Source organism: Shewanella algidipiscicola, assembly GCF_900380485.1.
GTDB lineage: Bacteria > Pseudomonadota > Gammaproteobacteria > Enterobacterales > Shewanellaceae > Shewanella > Shewanella algidipiscicola.
Map to the genome: position 1 here is coordinate 19,274 of NZ_OXJV01000019.1, position 25,671 is coordinate 44,944.

Here is a 25,671-nt window from a genome sequence, read left to right on the forward strand (position 1 = left end):
ATCCTTATGGCGCGGTTTTTGATAGACTCCGCGCTCAGTTTTGACCCAATAGCCATTGACCATCGAGCCCATTATGAATTTTGATTCACTCCCTCTGCATCCTCTGCTTATCCAAGCGACAGCGCTATGCGGTTATCAACAATTAACCCAAGTGCAGGGCAAGGTGATTCCGATTGCATTGCAAGGCCGTGATGTGATGGCCTGCGCCGAAACGGGCACGGGTAAAACAGCGGCCTTCAGCCTACCTTTCCTACACAAGCTGCTTGAGAGTGACAGGCCATTAGGCCAGCTTAGTGTGCTGGTGCTGACGCCAACCCGTGAATTAGCGATACAAGTGGGCGAGAGTATTGCCAAGTACAGTCAGTTGACGCCATTAACGTCATTGGCGGTTTACGGTGGCGCTAATATTAACCCTCAGCGTAAGGCTCTGGCAAAGGGGGTCGATATTTTAATTGCCACCCCAGGACGTTTATTTGACCTAATAGGCCAGCATGGCTTGGATCTGTCGTCGGTCGAGCAGCTGGTTATCGATGAAGCCGACCGTATGTTGGATTTAGGCTTTGTTAAAGACATTGAGCGAGTTAAAAATCATATCGCCCCGCGCCATTCCACTCAACTATTTTCGGCGACCTTTAGCAAGGCGATTAAGGTGCTAGCCACTAAGATGCTAGACGATCCCGAGTGGATCAATGTGACGCAAAACACCACCGCAGCCAATATAAAGCAGGAGGTTTATCCGGTAGATAAGCGCCGTAAAGCCGAGCTCTTGGCCGAACTAATTGGGCGTAATAATTGGCAACAAGTATTGGTCTTTGTCAGCAGTAAAGAGAGTGCAGAGACATTGCACAAAGAGCTAAAACTAGACGGTATAAAAAATGCCGTGTTCCATGGTGATAAGACCCAAGGAGCACGAAATCGGGCGCTCGAGCAGTTTAAATCGGGTGAACTCAGAGTGATGGTTGCAACCGACGTTGCCGCTAGAGGACTGGATATCGCGGCGTTACCACTGGTGATTAACCTTGAATTACCGCTGGATGCCGAAGATTATGTGCATCGTATTGGCCGCACCGGCCGCGCAGGTTTAGCTGGTCATGCCATCTCATTTGTGGCATTAAATGATGAAAAAATGCTACAAGAAATCGAAGCCTTAATTGGACAAACCTTGCCAAGACACATAGTGCCTGGATATGAGATAGGTGCGCCGCTACCTGCCCGTTACCGCGAGTTGCAACTGGAAACGACCAGTCCATCACATAAACCCAAGCGAGCGAAGCGCCCTTCAGCACGCGACAACCAACATCACAGTTATGCCAGCCGACGGGCTAATAAGTCGCGCAAGGTATAAGGGGGATTGGCAACATTGTCGTCTAGGCTACCGATACTGCGCCATGGCGATAGCAATGAGTTAACTCGTCGACGAGTCTATCAGTTGATACAAGATTGGTTAGCCTAAAGGTTAGCCAAGCTGATGAGCCGGACCGTAATGCAACCATAGCGAGAATAAGATGCGTAAACCGATAATAACTCAGCCCGTTGCAACCAATGTGATCACCGGCTTTTTAGGTGTGGGTAAGACTACGCTCATTAAATATTTATTAGCGAATAAGCCCGCTAACCAAGTATGGGCTGTGTTAGTTAATGAGTTCGGTGAGGTCGGTATCGATGCCAGTTTTATCGGCAAGCAATCGGGTAAGGTGCAAATAAAAGAGGTGGCTGGTGGCTGTATTTGCTGCGCGGCAGGCGTGCCTATTCAAGTGGCGGTGAATCAGTTGCTTGCACAAGCTAAGCCCGACCGGTTATTGATTGAACCTACAGGGCTTGGGCATCCTAAAGCGATTATCGATACCCTGAGCCAGCCGCATTATCAGCAGGTGATCGCCTTAAAAAGTACCATCTGCTTAGTGGATGCACGTAAGGTGAGCGACAACCGCTATCGAGAAAGCGATATTTTTAAGCAACAGCTAGCCGTTGCCGACCTGATTTTTGTCACCAAAGGTGATTTAGCGGCAGATGAGAATTTGGCACAGTTGCACACCTTTCTTGCCCAGCAGTCTATTAGCGCGCCAGTGCAAGCAATCAACTTAACCCGCGAGCAAGAGAGCCAAACTCCGGCGTTATTTAATCGGTTAGCTGAGCAGGTGTTAGATTGTGATAGAGATAGCGTTGGTGCTCTGGCCCCCACTAAAGCGCCAGTAAACTCGCCAGACTCAAGCCCATCACTCTTTTCTGTCTCGCCCCTGAGCCCACTTTCCAGCATATCCGAGCCCTCCATGCCGCCGACCATAGTGTTTGATGAGCTTGGAATCTATCGCAATGATAATCAGCATGAGGGGATATACAGTGCTGGCTGGGTATTTGATTGCCATTATGAATTCGACTTTGAAGCCATTGTCGCCTGGGTAAAGCGTCAGGACTGCCTGCGTTTAAAAGCCTTACTAATTTGCGATGAGGGTATTGCCACCCTTAACTATGTTGATCAGCAGCTACAGGTTGTTGAGCTTGATGATGCGCTGGACTCTCGTATTGAGTTGATTTCTCGCCAGCCGATCACTATATCCGCAACCGAGCAGCAACTGCTGTCGCTTGCTAAGCGTGACATCGTTTAACGGCGTAGCGCCTAACATTGTCGGTAAGTTAGCGGCTAGTGCCGCGTTATCGTGAATGGTTAATATGATTTCTTTGTCTTTTTACTGAGCAGATAGATAACTGACTATGCAAGACGTACCACAAGATCAATCGTTAGCGACAGAACCCATCCCAACATTAGTATGGCGTTACACCATCCCCACGATCTTATCTATGTTAGTGACTGGGGTGTATATGGTGATAGACGGCATGTTTATTGGCCATTATCTGGGTGAAGTCGGCTTGGCCGGAATGATGCTTGCGTATCCGGTTGGGGCGATTTTGTATGCCGTTGGTGCGCTGTTGGGGATGGGCGGCGCCTCATTAGTGTCTATCAATTTGGGACGCAATGATCCAGCGCGAGCGCGAAAAATACTCGGTAATACCTTTACCCTCTGTTTAATTTCCGGCGTTTTATTTGCGCTGGTGGGCACCTTTTTCAGTCGTGATATCTTAATTTGGCTGGGCGCCGAGGGAGAAGTGTTGCGCAGCGCCTATGAATACCTGTTTTGGTATTTTGCATTAGGTGTGTTTCCTATTTTGGCCATCGCGTTTGCAGCGCTGTTAAGAAACGATGGTCGTCCAGGTTTTGTAACTTGGGTATTGATCATCAGCGGTTGCCTTAATGCGCTACTCGATTGGCTGTTTATTGTGGTGTTTCCTTTCGGGCTAGCAGGTGCCGCCATTGCTACCATGATCTGTCAAGCAGTGACAGGCTTGGCTTGTCTGCAACATTTTTTTACGGCAAAAACGCGTCTCGGTATCAATATTGAGCAGATGAAGCTGACTCTAGATCACTGCTTCAACATTGTTAAAGTGGGCTTTCCCAGTTTTTTAATGAACCTGTATCTCTCGATAGTCTTAACGTTGCATAATATGGCGTTTTTATGGGTCGGTGGGCCAATACATGTCGCCGCTTATGGAGTGGTGAGTTACACCGAGGCATTATTTTATTTGATTTTTGAAGGGATAGCGCTCGGCACGCAACCCATTTTCAGCTTTAATGCGGGAGCTAACCGGTTCGATAGGGTGTTCCAGACATTCAAGATTGCGACTTTGATGACCTTAGTGACGGCGGTCATAGGTCTATTGTTTATCTATCTGCTGCCGAAATATTTAGTGTATATTTTTGCCGGCGATAATGCTGAGTTAACACCTGTGGCTATCGAAGGGATGCGGCTCTATTTTTGGGGACTGCCTTTTGAAGGTGTTATTCTTACCGGCGCGGCATTTTTCCAGGCGATCAATCGCCCTAAAGACGCGGCCATGTTAACCGGCAGCAAGTTAATATTAATTGCCGTTATTATTTATCTGTTTGCTTGGGCGTTTGGGGTGACAGGCGTGTGGATCTCTTTGGCGTGTTGTAGCGCCTTACTGACCTTATGGATGGTTAGGCGATTAAGCTCACTTTACAAGAGTTTGCAATAATTGGGGAGGCTGATAGGATGGCTTTTAACCAGTGAAATGCTTGTCTAAAATAAGTCGAGTTTACCTAATATAAAGCAGGGAAAAGCTGCGTTAGTTTATTTTCACAAATAAGGATATTTGTTTATATGGTTTTAAAATTACCGCTATTGGCGCTAAGTGCAGTACTGTTAATCAATTCTGCATCGCTTGGCGCCTCACCTTTTAGCGACAGTTATGCCGCTTATCAACACGCCATTGAAGTTAAAGATATTCAGGCTGCTGAGCAGTATGCACAGCAAACCTATCTGCTCGGTCAGGGGTATTTTGAGCCTGGCGCTATCGACATTACTCACCTGCAATTGAATTGGGCAACATCCTTGCAGGCCAAAGGCGATCTCGAGGCCGCACATCAACAGTTTTTGCAGGTTTTAGAGACTTATAGGTCATATTTTGGGGCGGATGCCATTGAGGTTATCGACCCACTACTGGGCGCTGCGCAAACCATATCGGCGTCTAAAGAGCAAAAGTCGCTGTTTAAAGAAGCTATCTCCATTGCACAGACAAGCGATAACCTGTTACTTACCGCCGAGGTCAAGTTATTGGCTTTTAAGGCGTTGGTGTCGACGGAATATTACGGTCGTGATATTCGCAGTGATGTATTAGATGCCTATGAGATCTATCAGCAGCTGCCTAATAATGATATCCGCCGGATAACGGCAACTTATTACGTTGGCGTGATAAAGGCGAGTGAAAAGCGATACAGTGATGCTATTAGCCATCTAGAAGAGGTGGTCAAGCAGTTTGCTGTGCTCGATTTTAGTCATCCCTATAAGCTGTCAGCCCATGCACGTTTAGTCGAGCTATATGAGCATGAGGGCGAGAGCGAGCAGGCCACAGCACACTGTATTGCGATTGGTAGTATGACGCCTTGGGATGATCAGCAAGAGCAAACGCCGCTGTTTCGTTCGTCGCCTCAATATCCTATGTCCTATATCCGTGCTGGACGCGAAGGATGGTCGCAGATTGAATTTACTGTCGATGAACAAGGGTTTGTCCAAGATCCGGTTACAGTGGCCTCTGAAGGCGGCCCTTTATTTATAAAAGAGTCGCTGAAGGCGATAAAGCAATGGCGTTATGCGCCTAAGTTTGTCGATGGTAAGCCCGTTGCGGCGCAAACCACAGTAAGATTATTGTTTGAAGTACAAGGTTAACGTTTGCTCTGTATGACTCAAGCGGTTGAGTAAGCAGTGTTTTCAGCTATTAAAGCACTTAATCGAACTAGTTAACTCATAAGCCCTCGCGTAATGACGAGGGCTTATTTTTGATTTACCACTGGCTGATAGATCTAATGGGCTTTTGAGCTGGTAAAGGTATCTAGTGCCCATGATTGACGTGATACAGTGGTGAGAGACGTTGTGAGCTGTAACCATAAGCAAGACACTTAGTTAAAATAACTTACTGCCCCACCCGAGTTTACTTCTCAGCACGTTAAAGTAGTTATATCCCGTTGGGTGGATCAAATGTAAGCGCTCCTTGCTGCGGCGGATAATTATTTCATCGCCTGGTAGTACCGCTAAAGTGACATGACCATCACAGCTGACTTCTAAGGCATCATCATTATCTGGTGACACAACCAGTTTGATGGTGCTGCACGCATCGACCACAATCGGCCGGCAGGACAAAGTATGCGGAAACATAGGCACTAAAATGAGCGCCTCAAGATTAGGGGTTAAAATGGCGCCCCCTGCAGAAAGTGAATAGGCTGTAGAGCCCGTTGGGGTCGACACTATCATGCCATCGGCGCGCTGACTGTACATAAAGTTATCGTCAATATAGACTTCAAACTCAATCATATGCGCAATTTTACCGGGATGGAGCACGGTTTCGTTGACGGCGGTATTGCTGGCCTTTACATTGCCGTGACGATGGACTTCCGATTCGAGTAAGAAACGGTATTCGGTTTTATAATCCCCTTCGAGTACTTTCGTTAATGCAGGTTCAAACCCCTCGGGTGGTAGATCGGTCAAGAAGCCTAAATTACCGCGGTTGACGCCGATGACCCCAATATCAAAGCGAGCCAACACGCGCGCAGCCCCTAGCATATTGCCGTCACCGCCGACAACGATAGCCAAATCACAGTATTCACCTATTTGCAGTAAGTCGACCGATTTGACATGGGCGCCTATTTCGGCGGAAACTCTCTCCTCAACATAAACATCATACCCGTTTTGGGTTAACCAATGATGTAGCTGTTTCAGGGTGTTATGTGTCCCAATGTGATGGGGTTTGCCAATTAAGCCAATTGTGTGGAACGCTTTGCTCATATTTGTCTTTGATCCATGCCTTAGGGCTTGAAACCTCAAATTTGATCCCCATAATATGCCCAGAGTATGCAGAAACAAAGCATTTTTAGCTGGAGTAACAATGAGCAACGAATCAAATAAAGCACAAGAGCCACAGATTGATAACAATATCGCGCCAGAAGTCGACACCGAGGTGGTTGAAGATGCGGCAAATTTGATGGATGAGCTGACCCAAGCTAATTTTCGTATAGAAGAGCTTGAACAAGCATTAGCTGCGGCAGAAGCGAAAGTCGAAGAGCAGAAAGACTCGGTGATCCGCGCTGCTGCAGAAGTGGATAATGTCCGTCGTCGTGCTGCCATGGATGTGGAAAAGGCCCACAAGTTCGCCCTCGAAAAGTTTGCCAATGAACTTTTACCTGTTATTGATAACATGGAGCGAGCGCTTCAAGGAACCAATGCAGAAGATCAGACCACCAAGGCGATTTATGAAGGGGTTGAGCTGACGCTTAAGAGCTTTACTACAGCGGTTGAAAAGTTTGGTCTATCACCATTGAACCCACAAGGTGAAGCCTTTAACCCTGATCATCATCAAGCCATTGGTATGCAGCCAAGTGATGATTTTCCGGCAAACACTGTCATGATGGTCATGCAAAAAGGTTACATTCTTAACGACCGTCTACTGCGTCCAGCCATGGTGATGGTGTCGCAAGGTAGTGCTGACTCGGCCGATACAGGCTCAATCGATACCCAAGCCTAATAGGTATTCGATGTCGTTAGTATAAAAAGACGTTATTATAAAAATAGGCCTCAAGTTGAGGCCTATTTTTTTGTCACTATTTGACTAGATATACTGACTGATCACGCACCGATATAGGCGTTGATTTGATGTAAAATCCCTTCGCCATCGAGTTTCAACTCTGCCAAAATCTCCGCCGACTCACCGTGTTTAATAAACTCATCGGGCAAACCGATATTGAGCACCGGCATGGGTAATTTCAGTTGTTGCAGTAGTTCCAATACGCCAGACCCCGCACCGCCCATAATGGCATTTTCTTCCACTGTCACTAACAGGTCGTGGCTGGTGGCTAATTGCTTAACCAGTTCGGCATCTAATGGCTTAACAAAGCGCATGTCAGCCAGTGTGGCACCTAAGGCTTGGGCTGCGTAATCTGCTGCAGCCAAAGTTGTGCCAAAGTTAAGGATGGCAATTTTCTGGCCTTGACGCTTAATCAACCCCTTACCCACTTCCATCGCCGTCATGGTGTCCACTTGCGGCTCGCCAGTGGCGCTGCCTCTCGGGTAACGGATGGCAGTTGGGCCATCGTTGTAACAATAGCCCGTATAGAGCATTTGCCGGCATTCGTTTTCGTCAGACGGCGCCATGATCACCATATTAGGTACAGTGCGCATAAAGCTTAAGTCGAACGCGCCTTGATGGGTTGGGCCATCGGCACCCACAATACCACCGCGGTCGATAGCAAAGACAACCGGTAGCTTTTGCAGGGCCACGTCATGAATTAACTGATCATAACCGCGTTGTAAAAAGGTTGAATAGATGGCCACAACGGGTTTATACCCTTCACAAGCAAAGCCAGCGGCTAATGTCACTGCATGCTGCTCGGCAATCGCCGCATCGAAATATTGCGCCGGGAAACGTTGAGAAAACTCAACCATGCCAGAGCCTTCACGCATGGCGGGAGTGATCCCCAAGACTTTGTCATCCTTTTCTGCCATATCACATAGCCAACGGCCAAATACTTGAGAAAAGGTTGGATTTGACGGCTTTGCAGCCGGCTTGGCAAAGGTTGATGGATCAAATTTAGGCACGGCATGCCAGCCTATGGGATCTTTTTCTGCCGGTTCGTAACCACGACCTTTCTTGGTCATGATATGTAAAATCTGCGGCCCAGATAAATTGCGCATGTTGCGCATGGTTTCGACTAAGGCATCGACATCGTGACCATCGATAGGGCCAATATAGTTAAAGCCCAGCTCTTCAAACATGGTGCCAGGCACGACCATACCTTTAAGGTGCTCTTCGGTTCGCTTAGCCATCTCTTTGATGACTGGCATCCCTTTAAGCACTTTTTTACTGCTTTCACGAATGGTGGTGTATAAGCGGCCGGACATCAGTTGGGCTAGATGATTATTGAGAGCGCCGACGTTTTCTGAAATCGACATCTCGTTATCATTGAGCACGACTAACATGTCGTTGTGTAGGTCTCCGGCATGGTTCATCGCCTCAAACACCATACCGCCAGTCATGGCACCATCGCCAATTACGGCGACCACTTTGCGCCCGGCTTGCTCTTTTTCAGCCGCAACGGCCATCGCTAACGCGGCACTGATGGAGGTTCCAGAGTGGCCCACGCTAAAGGTGTCATATTCACTTTCTTCACGCCAAGGGAAGGGATGTATGCCTCCCTTTTGACGTATGGTGTGCATCTTATCGCGCCGACCGGTTAAAATTTTATGTGGATAGGCTTGATGTCCCACATCCCATACGAGTCTATCGAATGGGGTGTTATAGACATAGTGCAAGGCAACGGTGAGTTCGACTGTGCCTAGTCCTGAGGCAAAGTGGCCACTTGAAATGCCTACCGATTGCAGCAGAAAACTTCTGAGTTCATCAGCAAGTTTTGGGAGCACGCCCTGTGGCAACTGTCTCAGCTCATCAGGGGTGTTGGCCTGTGCTAACACAGGGTATTTCGTTATATCCAAACTCATAGCGAGATTCTTTGGCTCTTTATTATACTCTTCGCTCAATGATAAAACGGGCGAATTCGGCAATTAACTGGCTATTGTATGGTAATTTAGCCAGCGCTGATAGGGCGTCATGGATCAAACTTTTAGCGGTTGCTTGTGCACCAGACAAGCCTAGCAGTTTAGGGTAGGTGCTCTTATTGGACTCACAGTCAGAACCTTGTGGTTTTCCAAGCTCTTCGGTACTCGAGGTAATGTCGAGTACATCGTCTTGAACTTGAAAGGCTAAGCCCACTGCGTCGGCAAATTCTAACAGTAGATCGCGTTCGGTATCTGTGATGCCAGCGGCAATGATAGGTAATTCCACTGCGCAGCGGATGAGTGCGCCAGTTTTTAAACGATGTAAGCGTGTTAATGTGGTTAAATCTATCTGTTTATCGGTGGCATTAAGATCCATCGCTTGACCACCACACATACCATGATATCCAGAGGCCTTGGCCAGTGAGCGCACCATGGCCAATTGCTGACTTGGTTGTAAGCCTGACTGCTCTTGGCTAATAATTTCAAAGGCTAAGGTCTGCAAAGCATCGCCGGCTAAAATCGCCGTGGCTTCATCGAAGGCGATATGCACTGTCGGTTGACCGCGGCGCAAGGCATCATCGTCCATGGCCGGTAAGTCGTCGTGAATAAGCGAGTAGGCATGGATGCATTCGATGGCGGCGGCGCAGGCGTCGAGCTGCTGCAAGGGGATATTAAGCATGTCGCCTACAGCGTACACTAAGAAGGGCCGAATACGTTTGCCCCCCAGTAATGCGCCATGCTCCATCGCGGCTTTGAGTTTCGGCTCAGTGTCATCTTGAGCAAGAATAAAATGGCGCAGCTGGTCATCGACACGCTGCTGATATTGGGTTATCGCATCGGTTAACAATTATTCGCCCTCGGCAATATAGGGGTGCAAACTGGGTTGATCTTGCTCTTGGGTTAGAATAGACACTTTTTGTTGTGCCTGCTCTAACTTTGCTTGGCTGTTTCTGACTAGGTTGATACCGCGCTCAAACTGTTTCAATGCGTCATCGAGCGATACATCACCTTGTTCTAAGTCGCCGACAATCCGTTCTAACTCGGATAAGGATTCTTCAAAAGTGAGGTTTTCAGGTTTTTTAGCCACAGTGATTTTCCCAAGAAATTAGCGACACACAAAGTATCTCAGTCAACCTTAAGGGTCAAATTACGCTGCCGTATATTTGTGCAACAGCACGCTTTAAGGAGGTTTTTTTATAAAAAATTGAATTTATAGCTAAACTTGCGTGTAAGCTGTCCGATAATGGTAATAGATCAAGACTCAATTTTGTCGAGTATTATACCCTAAACAGGTGTAGCTCGTTAAGGTGATAAGTTGCCAATAATGACTTTATCTGGCAGAGATACATCGTATAATTGCCTGTGTTAGGGAAGTATGGGGGTTAATATCAAAGGCCCTATTTTTTGCGTTTTATCGAGCTGATTAACTCTTGTCGCTTTGATGACTAAGTTAGAGACAGCCATTTTATAGATTAAGGAAGAGTTGTGGATTTAGCGACACTGATAGGCCTAATTGGTGCGTTTGCTTTTATTATCGGCGCCATGTTCACCAGTGGTGGCATTGCTATCTTTATTGATGTGCCCTCGGTACTGATCGTGATGATAGGCTCACTGTTTGTGGTCATGATGAAATACAACTTAAAGCAGTTTTTAGGCGCAGTAAAAATTGCCGCCAAAGCTTTTATCTTTAAAATCGATAAACCAGATGAGCTGATTGAACAGTCAGTTACCATGGCTGATGCAGCCCGTAAAGGCGGCTTTTTAGCATTGGAAGAGGCTGAAATTAGTAACAGTTTTATGCAAAAAGCGGTCGATATGTTGGTCGATGGTCACGATGGCGAAGTGGTTCGTGAAGCACTGGAAAAGGATATCTCGCTCACAGAAGATCGTCACAAAATTGGGATTGGTATTTTTAAGGCGTTAGGTGATGTCGCCCCCGCTATGGGCATGATAGGCACCCTAATCGGCTTGGTGGCCATGTTGTCTAATATGGACGATCCTAAGTCTATTGGTCCTGCGATGGCGGTCGCCCTGTTGACGACCTTATATGGCGCCATCATTGCCAATATGATAGCAATTCCGATTGCCGATAAATTGACCCTGCGTATGAGTGAAGAGATGCTCAATCGTAACTTGATCATGGATGCGGTATTAGCCATTCAAGATGGTCAAAACCCTCGGGTGATTGAAGGTTTTTTGAAAAACTATTTATCAGAAAAACAACGCACAATCGATACAACGGACGGGGAATAGTCGTATGGCTAAGCAGGTCAAATGCGATTGTCCGCCTGGGGCGCCGAAATGGTTGGCGACCTTTGCCGATTTGATGTCGTTGCTGATGTGTTTTTTCGTGCTGCTGCTGGCATTTTCAGAAATGGATGTGATGAAGTTTAAGCAGATAGCAGGCTCGATGAAATACGCCTTTGGGGTGCAGAATAAGGTCGAGGTTAAAGATATTCCTAAGGGAACCTCTGTTATTGCCCTAGAGTTTCGCCCCGGCAAGCCCGAACCAACACCGATTGAAATCATTAATCAGCAAACCAACGAGATGACTGAGCCGACGATTGAAGTGCAGGCGGGGGAAGATGATAGTGCTGGTGGTATACAGCAGCAACGTGGTGCTCAACGGGGTGGCGATGCAGCGTCGACCGCGCAAGAGCAGGCGGATGCCGAGGCCGAAGCTCAGTCTCAGCAAGATGCCTCTTCGCAAGATCAGATTAACGATCAAGTCAAAAAAATGGCCCAAGCCCTCAATAAAGAGATTGTTGATGGGGCGATTGAAATTGAATCATTAGGACAACAGATCATTATTCGCATTCGTGAAAAAGGCGCCTTCGCATCGGGATCTGGCTTCTTACAGCCTAGATTTAAGCCTGTAGTGCGCCGTGTTGGCGAGCTGCTAAAAGATGTGCCCGGTGTGGTGACAGTATCTGGGCATACCGATGACATGAGCATCAATAATGAACTCTATAGCTCCAATTGGGATCTATCCAGTAAACGAGCGGTGGCTGTCGCCCATGAGTTAATCAAAGTCGACGGCTTTAAACCACAACGGATGAAAGTGGTCGGTATGGCGAGCTCAGACCCTTTGGTGGCTAATGATTCGGCTGAACATCGTACGCGCAATCGGCGTGTTGAAATTGCTATTGAGCAAGGTAAAGCGAAAGAAACTGACGAGATCCGGGTTGGACAATAACGGTTGACTCATACCATAGCGATTCGAGAACGGGCCCCTTATGGGGCTCGTTTGATTTAATCCTGCTTAAAATTGCGATCTTTTAGCGCTGCATAATAGGCATTTGTGCAGTGACCTTGATATAATGGCTAAATTGCTGTCTAAATTTATCCCCCTCGGAACTTCAATGAAATTTATCGTAAAACTGTTTCCCGAAATCATGATGAAAAGCAAACCGGTAAGAATGCGGTTTACCAAGATGCTTGAAACCAATATTCGTAATGTACTGCGCAAGGTCGATGAGGACGCAAAAGTCCAGCGCCAGTGGGATAAAATCATGGTTATGGTACCCGCTGATAAACCTGAAATGGTGGCTGTATATGCCGAGCGTTTAGCCTGTATACCTGGGATCGCCCATGTGCTGCAAGTTAAAGAGAGCACCTTTGAGTCGGTTGACGATATCTATCAGCAGACGCTAGCTTTATATAAAGACCAACTTGCCGGAAAAACCTTCTGTGTAAGGGTAAAGCGTAGTGGTAAGCATGAGTTTAACTCAATTGAAGTTGAGCGGTATGTGGGCGGTGGCTTGAACCAGTTTACCGACGCCACTGGCGTTAGGCTTAAAAACCCCGATATGACGGTTAACTTAGAGATCGATAGAGAACACCTTTATCTGGTTGAAAAACGTATCGACGGACTCGGCGGTTTTCCTATGGCGACCCAAGAAGATGTACTTTCTTTGTTGTCTGGTGGATTTGACTCTGGAGTGTCGAGTTACCAGTTTATTAAGCGTGGCTCGCGAACCCATTACTGCTTCTTTAATCTTGGCGGCGATCAACATGAGATCGGTGTAAAGCAGGTTGCTTACCACTTATGGCAAAAATACGGTGAATCTCATAAGGTTAAATTTGTTTCAGTCCCGTTTGATCCTGTCGTGACCGAGATTTTAGAAAAAGTCGACAATGGTCAGATGGGCGTTATCCTTAAACGGATGATGATGCGTGCTGCGACTCGGGTTGCCGAAAAAATGGGTATTCAGGCATTAGTGACTGGTGAGGCCATGGGGCAGGTGTCGAGTCAGACCTTGACTAATCTCAATGTGATTGACCGCTGTACCGATATGCTTATTTTACGCCCACTTATTGTGATGGATAAGCAAGATATTATTAATCTGAGTCGTCAAATTGGCACCGAAGATTTCGCTAAGTCGATACCCGAATACTGCGGTGTTATTTCACAAAAACCTACGGTAAAAGCGGTATTATCAAAAATCGAGACCGAAGAAGCTAAGTTTTCTGACGATCTGTTAGATAGGGTGATTGCCGATGCCGAAATTATTGATATTAGGGAGATAGCAACCAGCATGGATACTAAGATCACGGCAACTGAAACCGTTGACTCAATTGGTGGTGGCGAGGTTGTCATCGACATTCGTGCTCCAGAAGAGCAAGAGCAGAGCCCATTAGCAATTGAAGGGGTCGAGATTAAAACCATTCCATTCTTTAAGTTGGCCACTCAGTTTGCCGCCCTCGATAAGGATAAAACCTATCTATTGTACTGCGATAGAGGGGTAATGAGTAAGTTGCAAGCCTTGTATCTGCAAGAGCAAGGCTATAATAACGTGAAGGTTTATCGCCCGTAATCGTTATTTAGCTTTTAAAAGCCGCCTAACAGGCGGCTTTTTGTTATCTGACGCTCACTCGGTAGCCTGTATGTACTCTGGTTAACATACCATGGCTACTCATTTGGACTGTAACTTGATACCGCTTTCATGACAGTGTATTAGGATGATTTAGTTTGTATAACTTGATTGAGTCCAGCTGACTTAAACAGTGATACAAAGCGACATGGTAACGCTAAGCGATTGGCTTCCTGAGGTCAAAGTCACAATGGGAGGCACTGTCATCAATGGGCCTAGCTGATGGCTATAATGGTGCAAGAAGAATATTGATAATATTATCAATAAGCTACTTTGCTTGGCTCAAAGGTTGAATAAGTGGCAATAATGAGTGGTAATAAAAAAGCCGCATTAAAATATGCGGCTTTTTATAACTTGCAATAAGCACTATTGCTCGGGGTGATGCAACTTGTGCTACTCTGCAAGTTGTGCGCTAACGGCTTCGGTCTTTAATTGCTCATCTTCATGTGCAATTAAAATAGCGTTGAGGTCATCATTGAGATCTTGTTGCATCTGGGTTAACCCTTCGGCTAACTTTGCACTGATCGACGCATGTAAATCTGTAGTATCTACCAGGATTTCATCTGCGTTTACGACAGTCGAGCCAGAGAGCAAGGCCATGGCAAAAACAGTCTTAAAGTTAATCATATTAATCGTCTCCGAGCGATTGCTATTGGGGATTAGACACTCCCCCTTTTCTCGTCGTAGAGGCTGTCTAATTTCATCGTTTGATTGGCGCAAATTTTACCAATTATCTGTTTCTTTACAAACGATAAAATGTAACAATCATGATTAGAAAAACTAATCAAAGTATGCGACAGGGATCACTATGTCTAGACGTCTACCTCCGTTGAATGCGGTCAAAGCATTTGAAGCCGCTGCCAGGCATTTAAGCTTTACGCGAGCGGCTGAAGAATTGTTTGTAACGCAAGCTGCTGTAAGCCATCAAATTAAGGCGCTGGAGGAGTATTTAGGCTTAAAATTATTCCGTCGTAAAAATCGCTCTTTGCTGCTAACAGAAGAGGGGCAGGGGTATTTTCTCGATATCAAAGATATTTTCATTCAGCTGGCCGATGCAACAGATCGTTTACTTGCTCGAAGTGCCGTAGGATCCCTTACCGTCAGTACCTCGCCGAGTTTCGCAATTCAATGGCTGGTACCTCGTTTATCTAATTTCAGTGAAAAGAATCCCGATATTGACGTGCGTATTAAAGCTGTCGACGATGAAACCAGTTCACTTACCGATGATGTCGATGTAGCCATCTATTATGGTATGGGAAACTGGCCTGGGGTGCGTGCCGATAAGCTGCGTAATGAGGTATTAATTCCGGTGTGTTCACCTATGTTACTCAATGGGCCCAAACCACTTCAGCAGCCAAGTGATTTGAAATATCACACCCTATTACATGACTCAAGTCGTCACGATTGGCAGGCTTGGTTTCGGCAATGTGGCATTAATGATATTAATGTGAACCAAGGTCCCATTTTTAGTCATTCATCGTTAGTCTTACAGGCGGCCGCTCATGGTCAAGGAGTTGCATTAGGTTACAGTGTCTTGGCGAGACCCGATATTAAAGCTGGCCGTTTAGTCTGCCCCTTCTCTGAAGTGCTGGTAAGCAAGGATGCCTATTATCTGGTGTGTCAGCAAAATCATGCCGAAATCGGTAAGATTGCCGCCTTTAGGCAGTGGATGTTAGATATGTTTGAAGAGGAGTCTCGTAGTGAGTTGTTACCAGGTTAATCCTACGGATAGTCAAGACACTAAGGCGGCGACTTTTAGCCGTGTGTTGCTTGAGCAACCTATGTTTGATAACGCATTGCCGAGTAGCGAATGTTGGCTTTCAGGGCCTGTGGCAAGCAAAGGCACAGATATCGACACGCTGATTTTGTTGGCCCATGGCGCCGGTGCCAATATGGCGCATCCCTTTATGGCCGATTTGGCTGCTGGATTAAGTGCTACAGGAATGAGTGTCGTGCGCTTTAATTTCCCTTATATGCGTAACAATGCCATTGATGGAAAACGACGCCCGCCAGATAGGGCGCCTAAACTCCTGAATGATTTTAAATTACATATTGAGGCGATACGTAAACTATACCGTCCGCGGCAACTGATTTTAATGGGTAAGTCTATGGGCGGGCGTATGGCCGCTATGGTATCGAGCGAAGTGGCGGTCGATGCCGTGATTTGCTTGGGGTATCCATTTGTGCCACCGAAAGGGGGCGACCCTAGACTCGAGCCGATTGCTTTGTGTCCCGCGCCATTGCTGGTGATACAAGGGGAGCGCGATAAATTTGGCGCTAAGGGGCAAGTCGAGCCATGGCTTGCTCCATATTCTGCGCAGTTACTATGGTTAAGCGATGGCGATCATAGTTTTGCGCCGCGAAAGTCGTCAGGCACCACGCAAGCGGCTAATCTGCAACAGGCAATATCTTATAGCGTGAGTTTTATTAGGGGGTTACATGCATAAAGGATTTTTACTCATGGCGGCGCTCAGTGGTTTTATGGCCGTGGCATTAGGCGCCTTTGCCGCACACGGGTTAAAGCAGGTCACGAGTGCCGAGATGATAACTATCTTTAATCTGGGCGTTGAGTATCAGTTTTATCACACCTTTGCCTTAATCGCGGTGGCCTTTGGTGGTCATTGGTTAAAGTCGCGTTTAATCACCTGGGCTGGATACCTGTTTATGTTAGGTATCGTGCTGTTTTCAGGCTCGCTTTACTTGTATGCCTTACTCGGCGCTAAATGGACCGGGCCTGTAACGCCGATGGGGGGATTTTGCTTCTTACTTGGTTGGCTGTTTATTGCCGTTGCGGTATGGCGTGACAGGGTGATTGAGCTGGATGATTAGTGCCTTGCCTGTTATGGCAATCGTATTCGTTTAGTAGAAAGTGTAGAATGGCGGCCGATTGTTTTGGTCGCCATTTTTTATTCAGGAAGTTCTGATGATTAACCTATTTTTATATTGCCGTGCTGGCTACGAGAAAGAGTGCGCCGCCGAGATCCAGCATCGCGCTGCTGAATTGGATATTGGTGGCTTTGTCAAAACCAACAAAAATGACGGTTACGTTATTTTTCAATGTTTTCAAGCTGGCGACGCCGATATTCTGGCTAAAAAGCTGGAGTTAGATTCGCTCATTTTTACCCGTCAGATGTTCGCCGCCAATGAGTTGCTAAAATCACTGCCTGAAAACGATCGCGTCACGCCAATCGTTGAAGCGCTAGCCAAAGTGAGTAAAGCGGGTGAGTTGAGGGTTGAAACTCCAGATACCAATGAAGCGAAAGAGTTATCTAACTTCTGCCGTAAGTTTACGGTACCGCTTCGCCAAGCCTTAAAGCGCAGTGGTACTCTGCTAGAAAAAGAAAATCCAAAACGCCCGATTATTCATGTCTGTTTTGTTGGCTCGGGCACGGCGTATGTGGGTTACTCGCTCAGCAATAACAGCTCGCCCTACTTTATGGGGATCCCGCGTTTAAAGATGGCTGCGGATGCGCCGAGTCGCTCAACGCTTAAACTGGATGAAGCCTTTATCCATTTTATTCCTAAGGATCAACAAGATCAGCGTTTACGTAGCGGAATGAATGCCGTCGATTTAGGCGCATGCCCTGGTGGTTGGACTTATCAATTGGTGCGTCGAGGCATGTTTGTGGCCGCTGTCGATAATGGCCCTATGGATCAAGGCCTAATGGACACCGGACAGGTAAAACATTATCAAGCCGATGGTTTTCGTTTTGAACCGCCGCGTAAAAATATTTACTGGTTAGTGTGCGACATGGTTGAGAAGCCTTCGCGAGTGGCGGAGCTGATAGAAGCATGGGCAATTAATGGCTGGTTTAAAGAGGCTATTTTTAATCTTAAACTGCCAATGAAGAGCCGTTATAAAGAGGTGTCGACAATATTAGACACCATGAAGACCATCTTAAAAGAGAATGGCATCGAAGAGTTTCATTTAGCCTGTAAGCATTTGTATCACGATCGTGATGAAGTGACTGTGCACTTATGGTTGCGCCCTAATACGGCTTGGAACTAAGCCTTATCTTGGACTGCATGATATTAAAAAGCCCCACATAATTGCTTATGCGGGGCTTTTTTAATGGGATGTTAAACCATTAAAGACGGTCAATCACAGCTTGAGTGAAATCGGTAGTACCGTGAGTACCGCCTAAGTCGCGGGTAGTACGATCGCCTTCGGCGATAACTGCCGACACAGCGCTACGAATCGCTTCGGCTTTGTCAGACATTCCCAAGTACTCGAGCATCTGGATAGAAGCCAAGATCACTGAAGTTGGGTTTGCCAAGTTTTTACCCGCAATGTCAGGTGCGCTGCCATGAACGGCTTCGAAGATCGCGGCATTTTTACCAATGTTGGCGCCAGGAGCCATACCTAGGCCACCGACAAGACCGGCACACAAATCTGACAAAATGTCGCCAAATAGGTTAGTCGTCACAATCACATCGAAGTTTTCTGGGTTCATCACCAGCTTCATGCAAGTTGCGTCAACAATCATCTCTTCGGTCGTGATGTCAGGGTATCGTAGGCTCACTTCACGTGCCACTTTCAGGAATAGACCCGAAGTTGACTTCATGATGTTGGCTTTATGCACGATAGTGACTTTCTTACGGCCTTCTTTACGAGCAAGTTCATAAGCAAATGTGGTGATCTGCTCAGCGCCTTGACGCGTAATGATGCTGGTGGCTTCGGCAGTGTCACCATCGGCCGAGATAGTTTGCCCAAGGCCAGAATACATACCTTCGGTGTTTTCACGTACGGTAATAATGTCGATATTGTCGTAACGGGCTTGAGTACCTTTAAAAGACAATACAGGTCGTACGTTAGCGTAAAGGCTGAATCGCTTACGTAAAGTTACGTTGATTGAAGTAAATCCTTCGCCAACTGGAGTGGTAAGCGGACCTTTAAGGGTAATACGATTTTTTTCAATTAAATCGAGAGTACGTTGCGGAAGAAGCTCACCTTGCTTCTCTAGCGCAGCCAAACCTGCATCGGCAAACTCATACTCAAAATCACAGCCTGCTTTATCTAAAATTTTGATTGCTGAGTCGATAATACTAGGTCCAATCCCATCACCAGGGATCACGGTAATTGTTCTTTTTGACATGGAGAGTCCTTCCACGGTTGGTCGTTACTGCTATTGTCTGACCATGTCGAAGACACGGTTTTATGACTATGAATTGTTTAGAAACTTATCCGCTCCATTTTAACCACTTTCGCGCAAGTTTTACAGGAAATAGTGAGCAAAATCACATTATTTGTTGCGCTTAACTTGCATTAATAAGGACTAATGACGATGATTGATCATTAAGCGTTAAAAAAGTCTACTTTAGTCTAAGATATAGCGACAGAATGCGATAAAGTTGTTAATAAAATAATTATAATGAGGAAAGCCTTGAAGTTATTACCTACAGCATCACTGACCATGTTATGTGTCAGCCTTTTTTCTGCCGGTTCGTTTGCCGCAGATGTCACCCCCAACGCCATCATGAAATTTGAGTCCCTGCATAAGCCAGTATTAGCAGCTCAAGGGAGCGCCTTTGCAGTTGAAGTTGCCCCCGATCGCGGCGATAGTCACGGTTTAGCGAAACGACTCGATTCAAACAACTCATTTACAGTGAAAGGCGGATCTAAACCTCAAATCAATCGTGATGGTCGTTTTGCCGCATTTGTGATTGAGCCGACTTTACTCGAGCAAGAGATGGCTACTGATAAGGCGCGTAAGCAATTAAAGTCGGGGTTGGTATTACTCAATACCGATACCGGTAGCCAAGTGCAGTATGCCAGCGTCGAGAAATTTGCTTTTAATCAGGCTGGCTCGCATATGGCTATCTGGTATGCCGCCGATGAGGCTTCCGATGAAAGTGATGCTAAAGCGGAAAGTGACCTTCAAGAAACGGCGACTGCTGAGGTTACTAGCGCTAAGGCAGATGCAAGTGTCCCTAAAGTGGATAAATACGATAAAGGCCGTACCTTAGAATTGGTAAACTTAAACGGTGCTAGCAGCCAAAAAATCGACCAAGTTACCGCTTATTATTTTGATAAGGCTGGCCGTTATGCGCTGGTGGCGCAAAATGATATCAACGCTAATGTGCATAACTTGGTGTTGATCGATCTTAATACCGATAAGCAAACAGTGTTGCAAGCGTATGTAGACCAACAAATTGGTGCGGTATCAGTAAGCGAAGATGGCCGCTTTGTCGCTTACACATTTGGCACAGCGTCTGAGGCGCCTTTTGGCCGTGAATACCAATTGAGCTTGTATCATTTGGCCGATGGCCGCACCCATAAGGTTCCCAATACAGATGAATGGACCCTTAATCGTTATAGTGAACTGACCTTCTCTGAAGACAGTAAACGCCTATTTTTTGGTCGTGTACCTCAGGTTAACCAACAGCTTGAGCTGCCTACAGTGGCGTCAGAGTCCGATCTTTTTGACCCTAGTATGATCACCGCTCAGCGTGGACTTAAACTTTGGCATGGCGACGATCCTAGGATTAAACCTAATGAAATAAAGCAATATAAAAAAGATCTTAAGCGCAGTTATCTCGCGGTGCTGCACCTTAATAACAATCAAGTGATGCAACTAGCGGATCGACAAGTACCCGATATTGAGCTGCAACAGCAGCAGCGCTATCTGATCGCCAGTTCTGATAAGCCTTACCTTAAAATGATCACCTGGGCGGGTTTTTACCGCGACTACTATATTGTCGACATTAATACGGGGCGCAAAAAGTTGTTTTTACCCCAACAACCTAGTGGTGAAGCACCAAGGCTATCGCCCAATGAACGTTTTGCGGCCTATTACCAGCAAGGAGAGCTATTTCTCTATCAGATAGCACAAGATCGACGAGTGCACCTGACTAAAGATATAGATACGCCTTTTGCCGACGAAGATCACGATTACCCCTCGGCCGCCCCTAGTTACGGTTTGGGTCCCTGGCTTGAAGATGGCTCGGCGTTTTTAGCTTATGATAAATATGATATTTGGCAATTTAATACCAAATCACTAACGGGCTTTACTATTACGGCGGGCCAAGGCCGTCAGCAGCAGATCCAGTATCGACTCGCAGGTTTAGTGGAGCATAAAGATAAACCCACAATCTTAACCGATGGCCAAGGCGTGTTATTGCATGGCTATAACGAGCGTACTAAAGGTGATGGTTTTTATCAGGCTAAGGTTGGCGGAGCTGGGATTAAAGTATTGATGCAAGGCGATTATAAACTCACGCCTTTAGCCCGTGCAGAGCTCAGTGATACGGTACTATATAGTAAGCAGCGTTATGACCTGTACCCCGATATATACAGCAGCAATATTAGCACGCCGCAGCACGCAGTGCGTCAAACCGACCTAGATAGTCAAAGACGTGGTCTCGATTGGGGTAATGCTGAGCTAGTACACTGGACTAATGGTGATGGTCAACCATTGGACGGGGTTTTAATTAAACCGAGCAATTATCAAGCGGGTAAGCGTTATCCTGTACTGGTTTATTTTTACCGTTTCATGAGTGACAGGTTACATGCTTTTCCGCAAATGAAACTAAACCATCGCCCCAATTTTGCTTGGTATGCCGATAATGGTTATGCCATTCTCTTACCCGATATTCGGTTTGAAGTAGGGTATCCGGGGGCGGCATCGGTTCAGGCCTTAACTTCTGGTGTACAGCATTTGATTGAAATGGGGATTGCCGATAGAGAGGCGATTGGTATTCAAGGTCATTCGTGGGGCGGGTATCAAACCGCATTTGCGGTGACTCAAACCCATATATTTAAAGCGGCGGTAACAGGGGCGCCAGTGGCAAACATGACCAGTGCTTACAGTGGGATACGTCACGGAACAGGCCTTGCCCGTCAGTTTCAGTACGAAACGGGTCAGAGTCGTATAGGTGAAAGTTTGTTTAATGCGCCGCAAAAATATATCGAAAATTCACCGATATTTTATGCCGAGCGGATTAAAACACCTATGATGATCATGTTTGGTGATAAAGATGATGCCGTGCCGTGGGAGCAAGGCGTTGAGCTTTATTTAGCCATGCGACGAGCGGGTAAAGAGGTGGTGTTTTTACAGTATGAAGATGAGCCTCATCATCTGAAAAAGTACCCCAATAAACTGGACTACAGCCTACGTATGATGCAGTACTTCGATCATTATCTTAAAGGCACGCCTGCACCGCAATGGCTACAGCAAGGCGAAGCGTATACTGAGTATAAAAAAGCTGATTAAGAGATATCTTAATGCAAAGGCAATGAGCAAATAGAATCAAAGCCGAGCGTACCCTTGATCGGCTTTTTGTTATCCAAAATAACAGCGGGGGTGTCCATGACAGTTAAAAATAACGATGTAGATACTAACAATAAACAGCGAGTTAATATCCTTGCTAACAAACAAGGCCCTGACAAACAAGACCCTGACAATCAAGGCGCTAAGGTGAGGTTTCCACCACCGCTCGTCTTTATCATTATGATGGTGTTAGCCTATGTGGCCGAGCAGTATTATCCTTCGGGTATTGCATTGCCCCAAGTACTAAAGGTGCTGGCGCAGGTGCTGATGTTGCTTGGCTTATTGATGCTTGTGCATTTGCTATTGATTTTTAAGCGAAAACACACCTCTATAGAACCTTGGGGGCCAGCCTCATGCATCATCTCCACTGGCTACTATCGTTACTCGCGTAATCCGATTTATATGATTTTTTGTATTTACCCCCTCGGGCTGGGAACGATACTGGACTCGTTATGGGTGATGCTAAGTGTGATCCCGAGTTGCGTGGGTGTGTATTATATTGCTATTAAGGCTGAGGAGCGTTATCTGCGGGCACGCTTTCCCAAGGTCTATGGCGAGTATTGTCAGCGTGTTAGGCGCTGGTGTTAGGCGCTGGTGTTAGCGCTGCCTCCTGCTGACTAGCCAGCGCGATTTTGTGCGTATTAACCGCCGATATTAGTGGTTAAATATTGCTGATAAGTATCTTGGCCCCATGCGATAAGTTTATTGTTTTTAAACAGCAGTGGGGTGCATTCATCTCGGGTGGTTTCACCGTCAGACTTAGTGTGATGAGTACGGTAAAATAACACTTGCAGCGAGTCCTGCTTGACAGTTTTTGCCTCTGAAAAATCGGCTTTACCTAGTACCAATGTGACCGTATCTAAGGGTTGGCCTAGGGTTAACTCACTGAGTTTTGCTTTATTGTATGCCTCTCTGTCTTGCCAATCCATATCCTCTGGGCTTGGTTCATAAACCAATACCACTACAAGTACAAAAGCGACGTAAGCCGCAAACAGAGTACCAATAATAACGGGGACTTTTGATTTCATGCCTGTACAGGTTCCTTATATTGGACGGTGATCACAGTATCGCCTAAGTAGTTAACATAACCTTTACAATATAAGGCAGATGAAATGATGAAGATAGCGTTAGCTTAGTAAATATGTTGATTTATTCAGTAAGCCAATGTTTACGCGCCATTTGACTGTGTGACCCTAAAATAGGCTAAATGAGTATTGAGTGGCATGTTTGTTTGAAGTTGGACTAATTTATAGCTAAGTCTGGCAAGTGGTTTTCCTTGCTCAAGTTTTTTTGCCTGTTTAGCCCCTACATTGTCTAGAGAAGCATAGATATTGGCTAAGGTTCTATAGGTTTTTAATAGTTCTGCAGCCGATTTAGGACCAATGCCTGGCACGCCAGGGATCTTGTTACCGTTATCACCAGCTAGCGCTAAAAAGTCGATAAATTGACTGCGATCGACTCCCAGCTTTTGCTCGCGCTCTGCGATACTGATTTCACACTGATTAAAGTAGTCCCACAGTAAAATATTGGAGTGCAGTAATTGCGTGAAGCCTTTATCGGTCGAGACGATAATGGCCTTGTGTGCTTGACTCATTTTAGTGGCGAGTGTGGCTATGACATCATCGGCTTCCGCTTGCGCGTTGATAGAGTTTATTCCGAGCTCTGCCAAGTGACCTTTAATGCCCTTTAATGCCTTTGCTAGCGCATCAGGCATAGGCTTTCGGCCTTTTTTATAATCTTCATATAAACGTTTGCGCCAAGAAATGGCATCCCCGTCCCACACAATAGCAACATGGGATGGGGTGTGGGTTTTGAGTAGTTTTAAGCAGGCGGATCCGACACGTTGGGGTAAGCCATTAACATCGTTTTCATTAGGTTGTGCGGCATGGATGCGCCGCACCAGATTCAGTCCATCGATGATTAAAAACGTATTCATAAAATGTATCGGGTCTCTGGTTTAGCTGATAATTAACCTACCTATTTAAGGTAAGTCGTTATGGATTAGGTGACTATTTTATAGCAAGGAAGATAGGTGCTTCCGGGTAATTTCATGCGTTGCTGGGCGACAAAGGCTTGCAATAATGTATCCATTATCGCCATGAGTTTGGGGTCGCCTTTAAGCTCAAATGGACCAAACTTTTGAACATCTCTGATGGTATCCATCTTCACATTTCCTGCTACGATTCCAGAAAATGCACGCCTTAAGTTGGCGGCAAGCTCTGCTTTATTATTAATAAAATAAAGGTTTAAGTTACTCATTACTTCGTGGGTTGGAGTAAAAGGTAATTGAAATTCGGGTTCAATTTTTAGTGACCAATTATACTGGTAAGAGTCGCCAATTTCTTTGCGGTAGTGCTTAATGTCATCCATGCCATGGCTCATAATGCGAGCAACATGCACGGGATCATCTATGATGATTTGGTACTTATTCTGTGCTTCTTGGCCTAATGTCGCGGCAATAAATTCATCAATTTTACGAAAATAGTCCTCACTCTCTTTTGGCCCAGTTAAAATGAGAGGGAAGGGTAATGGCTGATTTTCTTTATTGAGTAAAATACCCAGTAGATAGAGTAGCTCTTCGGCGGTTCCGGCACCGCCAGGGAAGATAATGATGCCATGGCCAAGGCGTACAAAAGCTTCTAGGCGCTTTTCGATATCAGGGAGAATGATGAGTTCATTCACAATTTGATTGGGAGGCTCGGCGGCGATGATGCTGGGTTCGGTTAAGCCTATGTATCTTGCATCGCGAACCCGTTGTTTGGCGTGACCTATCGCCGCGCCTTTCATGGGCCCTTCCATCGCGCCAGGGCCACAACCGGTACAAATATCGAGATTACGTAAACCTAACTGATAGCCGACTTCGCGGGTGTATTGGTATTCATCTGCATTAATACTATGGCCACCCCAACACACGACAATATTGGGCTCGCGGCGAGGAATGGCTTGAGCATTACGTAAAATATCAAATACTACATTAGTGATGTGGCTCGAATTCGTGAGGTTGATATGCTTGAGGTTGTCGTAGCGGTCACTTAAATAGACGATATCGCGTAAGACGGCGAACAAGTGTTCTTGAATGCCCGCAATAATATTACCATCGACAAAAGCCGCTTCTGGCGGATTGATTAATTCTATCTTTATGCCCCGCTCACGGCGTAGCACATTGATATTAAAATCACGATACTGTTCAAACAGTTGTAAGGCATCATCGGTATGGGAACCTGAGGCGAGTACCGCGAGTGCGCAACTGCGAAATAATTGATACAGCTCACTGCTGGCGTTTTGTTTGAGGCGATCGACTTCCAGTTGTGAAAGTTGATCCATACTGCCTCTAGGGCTGATATTGACGATCATGGCATCTCCTTATGTACAGAGTGACGCATGAAGATGACAGGAGAAAGCCCGATG

The 25,671-nt window shown here is 46.3% G+C and carries 23 protein-coding genes; 14 read left to right on the forward strand and 9 right to left on the reverse strand.

Annotated features, from left to right (window positions below; genetic code table 11):
* Positions 1-73 precede the first annotated feature (73 nt).
* The 4 genes from DN599_RS15415 to DN599_RS15430 all read left to right on the forward strand — a co-directional run bounded on the left by DN599_RS15415 (position 74) and on the right by DN599_RS15430 (position 5,243).
* Positions 74-1,345 carry a DEAD/DEAH box helicase gene (locus DN599_RS15415; protein ID WP_110458489.1) on the forward strand — a complete coding sequence of 424 codons (1,272 nt, stop codon included), beginning with the start codon at positions 74-76 and terminating at the stop codon, positions 1,343-1,345.
* Positions 1,346-1,517: 172 nt separating this feature from the next.
* Positions 1,518-2,606 carry a CobW family GTP-binding protein gene (locus DN599_RS15420; protein WP_110458674.1) on the forward strand — a complete coding sequence of 363 codons (1,089 nt, stop codon included), beginning with the start codon at positions 1,518-1,520 and terminating at the stop codon, positions 2,604-2,606.
* A gap of 106 nt (positions 2,607-2,712) precedes the next feature.
* Positions 2,713-4,053 (forward strand): MATE family efflux transporter, encoded by a 1,341-nt coding sequence (locus tag DN599_RS15425; protein WP_110458490.1) that lies wholly within the window; start codon positions 2,713-2,715, stop codon positions 4,051-4,053.
* A gap of 125 nt (positions 4,054-4,178) precedes the next feature.
* Positions 4,179-5,243 (forward strand): TonB family protein, encoded by a 1,065-nt coding sequence (locus tag DN599_RS15430; RefSeq protein ID WP_110458491.1) that lies wholly within the window; start codon positions 4,179-4,181, stop codon positions 5,241-5,243.
* Between the two features lie 234 nt (positions 5,244-5,477).
* Here the strand turns inward: DN599_RS15430 and nadK are convergent, their stop codons facing one another.
* Positions 5,478-6,356 (reverse strand): NAD(+) kinase, encoded by an 879-nt coding sequence (nadK, locus tag DN599_RS15435; protein WP_110458492.1) that lies wholly within the window; start codon positions 6,354-6,356, stop codon positions 5,478-5,480.
* Positions 6,357-6,456: 100 nt separating this feature from the next.
* On the opposite strand from nadK, the gene grpE reads away from it, so the two are divergent.
* Positions 6,457-7,092, forward strand: coding sequence for a nucleotide exchange factor GrpE (gene grpE / locus DN599_RS15440; protein ID WP_110458493.1), 636 nt, complete (start codon positions 6,457-6,459; stop codon positions 7,090-7,092).
* Positions 7,093-7,193: 101 nt separating this feature from the next.
* On the opposite strand, the gene dxs is transcribed toward grpE, so the two are convergent.
* The 3 genes from dxs to xseB are packed head-to-tail and all read right to left on the reverse strand — an operon-like array spanning position 7,194 to position 10,206.
* Entirely contained in the window at positions 7,194-9,062 is a 1,869-nt protein-coding gene (gene dxs / locus DN599_RS15445; RefSeq protein WP_110458494.1) for a 1-deoxy-D-xylulose-5-phosphate synthase, read from the reverse strand.
* A 22-nt stretch (positions 9,063-9,084) separates the two neighbouring features.
* Positions 9,085-9,966 (reverse strand): (2E,6E)-farnesyl diphosphate synthase, encoded by an 882-nt coding sequence (gene ispA, locus DN599_RS15450; RefSeq protein ID WP_110458495.1) that lies wholly within the window; start codon positions 9,964-9,966, stop codon positions 9,085-9,087.
* Positions 9,967-10,206 (reverse strand): exodeoxyribonuclease VII small subunit, encoded by a 240-nt coding sequence (gene xseB, locus DN599_RS15455; protein ID WP_110458496.1) that lies wholly within the window; start codon positions 10,204-10,206, stop codon positions 9,967-9,969.
* A gap of 398 nt (positions 10,207-10,604) precedes the next feature.
* On the opposite strand from xseB, the gene pomA reads away from it, so the two are divergent.
* The 3 genes from pomA to thiI all read left to right on the forward strand — a co-directional run bounded on the left by pomA (position 10,605) and on the right by thiI (position 13,936).
* Positions 10,605-11,372, forward strand: a complete 768-nt coding sequence (gene pomA, locus DN599_RS15460) for a flagellar motor protein PomA (RefSeq protein ID WP_110458497.1) — start codon at positions 10,605-10,607, stop codon at positions 11,370-11,372.
* Positions 11,373-11,376: 4 nt separating this feature from the next.
* Entirely contained in the window at positions 11,377-12,315 is a 939-nt protein-coding gene (locus DN599_RS15465) for a flagellar motor protein MotB (protein ID WP_110458498.1), read from the forward strand.
* A 166-nt stretch (positions 12,316-12,481) separates the two neighbouring features.
* A complete protein-coding gene (gene thiI, locus DN599_RS15470) occupies positions 12,482-13,936 on the forward strand; it encodes a tRNA uracil 4-sulfurtransferase ThiI (RefSeq protein ID WP_110458499.1) in 1,455 nt (484 codons plus the stop codon).
* 450 nt (positions 13,937-14,386) lie between these two features.
* On the opposite strand, the gene DN599_RS15475 is transcribed toward thiI, so the two are convergent.
* A complete protein-coding gene (locus tag DN599_RS15475; RefSeq protein WP_110458500.1) occupies positions 14,387-14,620 on the reverse strand; it encodes a hypothetical protein in 234 nt (77 codons plus the stop codon).
* Positions 14,621-14,801: 181 nt separating this feature from the next.
* On the opposite strand from DN599_RS15475, the gene DN599_RS15480 reads away from it, so the two are divergent.
* The 4 genes from DN599_RS15480 to rlmM all read left to right on the forward strand — a co-directional run bounded on the left by DN599_RS15480 (position 14,802) and on the right by rlmM (position 18,002).
* The gene (locus DN599_RS15480; RefSeq protein WP_110458501.1) at positions 14,802-15,713 is read left to right on the forward strand and encodes a transcriptional regulator GcvA; all 912 of its coding nucleotides are present in this window, start codon (positions 14,802-14,804) and stop codon (positions 15,711-15,713) included.
* Between the two features lie 61 nt (positions 15,714-15,774).
* Positions 15,775-16,440 carry an alpha/beta fold hydrolase gene (locus tag DN599_RS15485; RefSeq protein WP_110458675.1) on the forward strand — a complete coding sequence of 222 codons (666 nt, stop codon included), beginning with the start codon at positions 15,775-15,777 and terminating at the stop codon, positions 16,438-16,440.
* The gene (locus DN599_RS15490) at positions 16,433-16,822 is read left to right on the forward strand and encodes a DUF423 domain-containing protein (protein ID WP_110458502.1); all 390 of its coding nucleotides are present in this window, start codon (positions 16,433-16,435) and stop codon (positions 16,820-16,822) included. The genes DN599_RS15485 and DN599_RS15490 overlap by 8 nt, the downstream gene beginning before the upstream one ends.
* A 94-nt stretch (positions 16,823-16,916) precedes the next feature.
* A complete protein-coding gene (rlmM, locus tag DN599_RS15495; RefSeq protein WP_110458503.1) occupies positions 16,917-18,002 on the forward strand; it encodes a 23S rRNA (cytidine(2498)-2'-O)-methyltransferase RlmM in 1,086 nt (361 codons plus the stop codon).
* 79 nt (positions 18,003-18,081) lie between these two features.
* On the opposite strand, the gene DN599_RS15500 is transcribed toward rlmM, so the two are convergent.
* The gene (locus DN599_RS15500; RefSeq protein WP_110458504.1) at positions 18,082-19,089 is read right to left on the reverse strand and encodes an isocitrate dehydrogenase; all 1,008 of its coding nucleotides are present in this window, start codon (positions 19,087-19,089) and stop codon (positions 18,082-18,084) included.
* Positions 19,090-19,377: 288 nt separating this feature from the next.
* Here DN599_RS15500 and DN599_RS15505 point away from each other — a divergent pair, with 288 nt between their 5' ends.
* Both DN599_RS15505 and DN599_RS15510 read left to right on the forward strand, forming a co-directional pair.
* Positions 19,378-22,206 (forward strand): alpha/beta hydrolase family protein, encoded by a 2,829-nt coding sequence (locus DN599_RS15505; protein ID WP_162599226.1) that lies wholly within the window; start codon positions 19,378-19,380, stop codon positions 22,204-22,206.
* A gap of 96 nt (positions 22,207-22,302) precedes the next feature.
* Positions 22,303-22,851: a methyltransferase family protein gene (locus tag DN599_RS15510; RefSeq protein ID WP_110458506.1), complete on the forward strand. Its 549-nt coding sequence runs from the start codon at positions 22,303-22,305 to the stop codon at positions 22,849-22,851.
* A 53-nt stretch (positions 22,852-22,904) separates the two neighbouring features.
* Here DN599_RS15510 and DN599_RS15515 read toward each other — a convergent pair whose 3' ends face one another.
* The 3 genes from DN599_RS15515 to ppnN all read right to left on the reverse strand — a co-directional run bounded on the left by DN599_RS15515 (position 22,905) and on the right by ppnN (position 25,617).
* Complete coding sequence (locus tag DN599_RS15515) at positions 22,905-23,291, reverse strand: DUF3192 domain-containing protein (RefSeq protein WP_110458507.1); 387 nt, start codon at positions 23,289-23,291, stop codon at positions 22,905-22,907.
* A gap of 140 nt (positions 23,292-23,431) precedes the next feature.
* Complete coding sequence (xni, locus tag DN599_RS15520) at positions 23,432-24,199, reverse strand: flap endonuclease Xni (RefSeq protein WP_110458508.1); 768 nt, start codon at positions 24,197-24,199, stop codon at positions 23,432-23,434.
* A gap of 65 nt (positions 24,200-24,264) precedes the next feature.
* Positions 24,265-25,617, reverse strand: a complete 1,353-nt coding sequence (gene ppnN / locus DN599_RS15525; RefSeq protein WP_110458509.1) for a nucleotide 5'-monophosphate nucleosidase PpnN — start codon at positions 25,615-25,617, stop codon at positions 24,265-24,267.
* Positions 25,618-25,671: the final 54 nt, after the last annotated feature.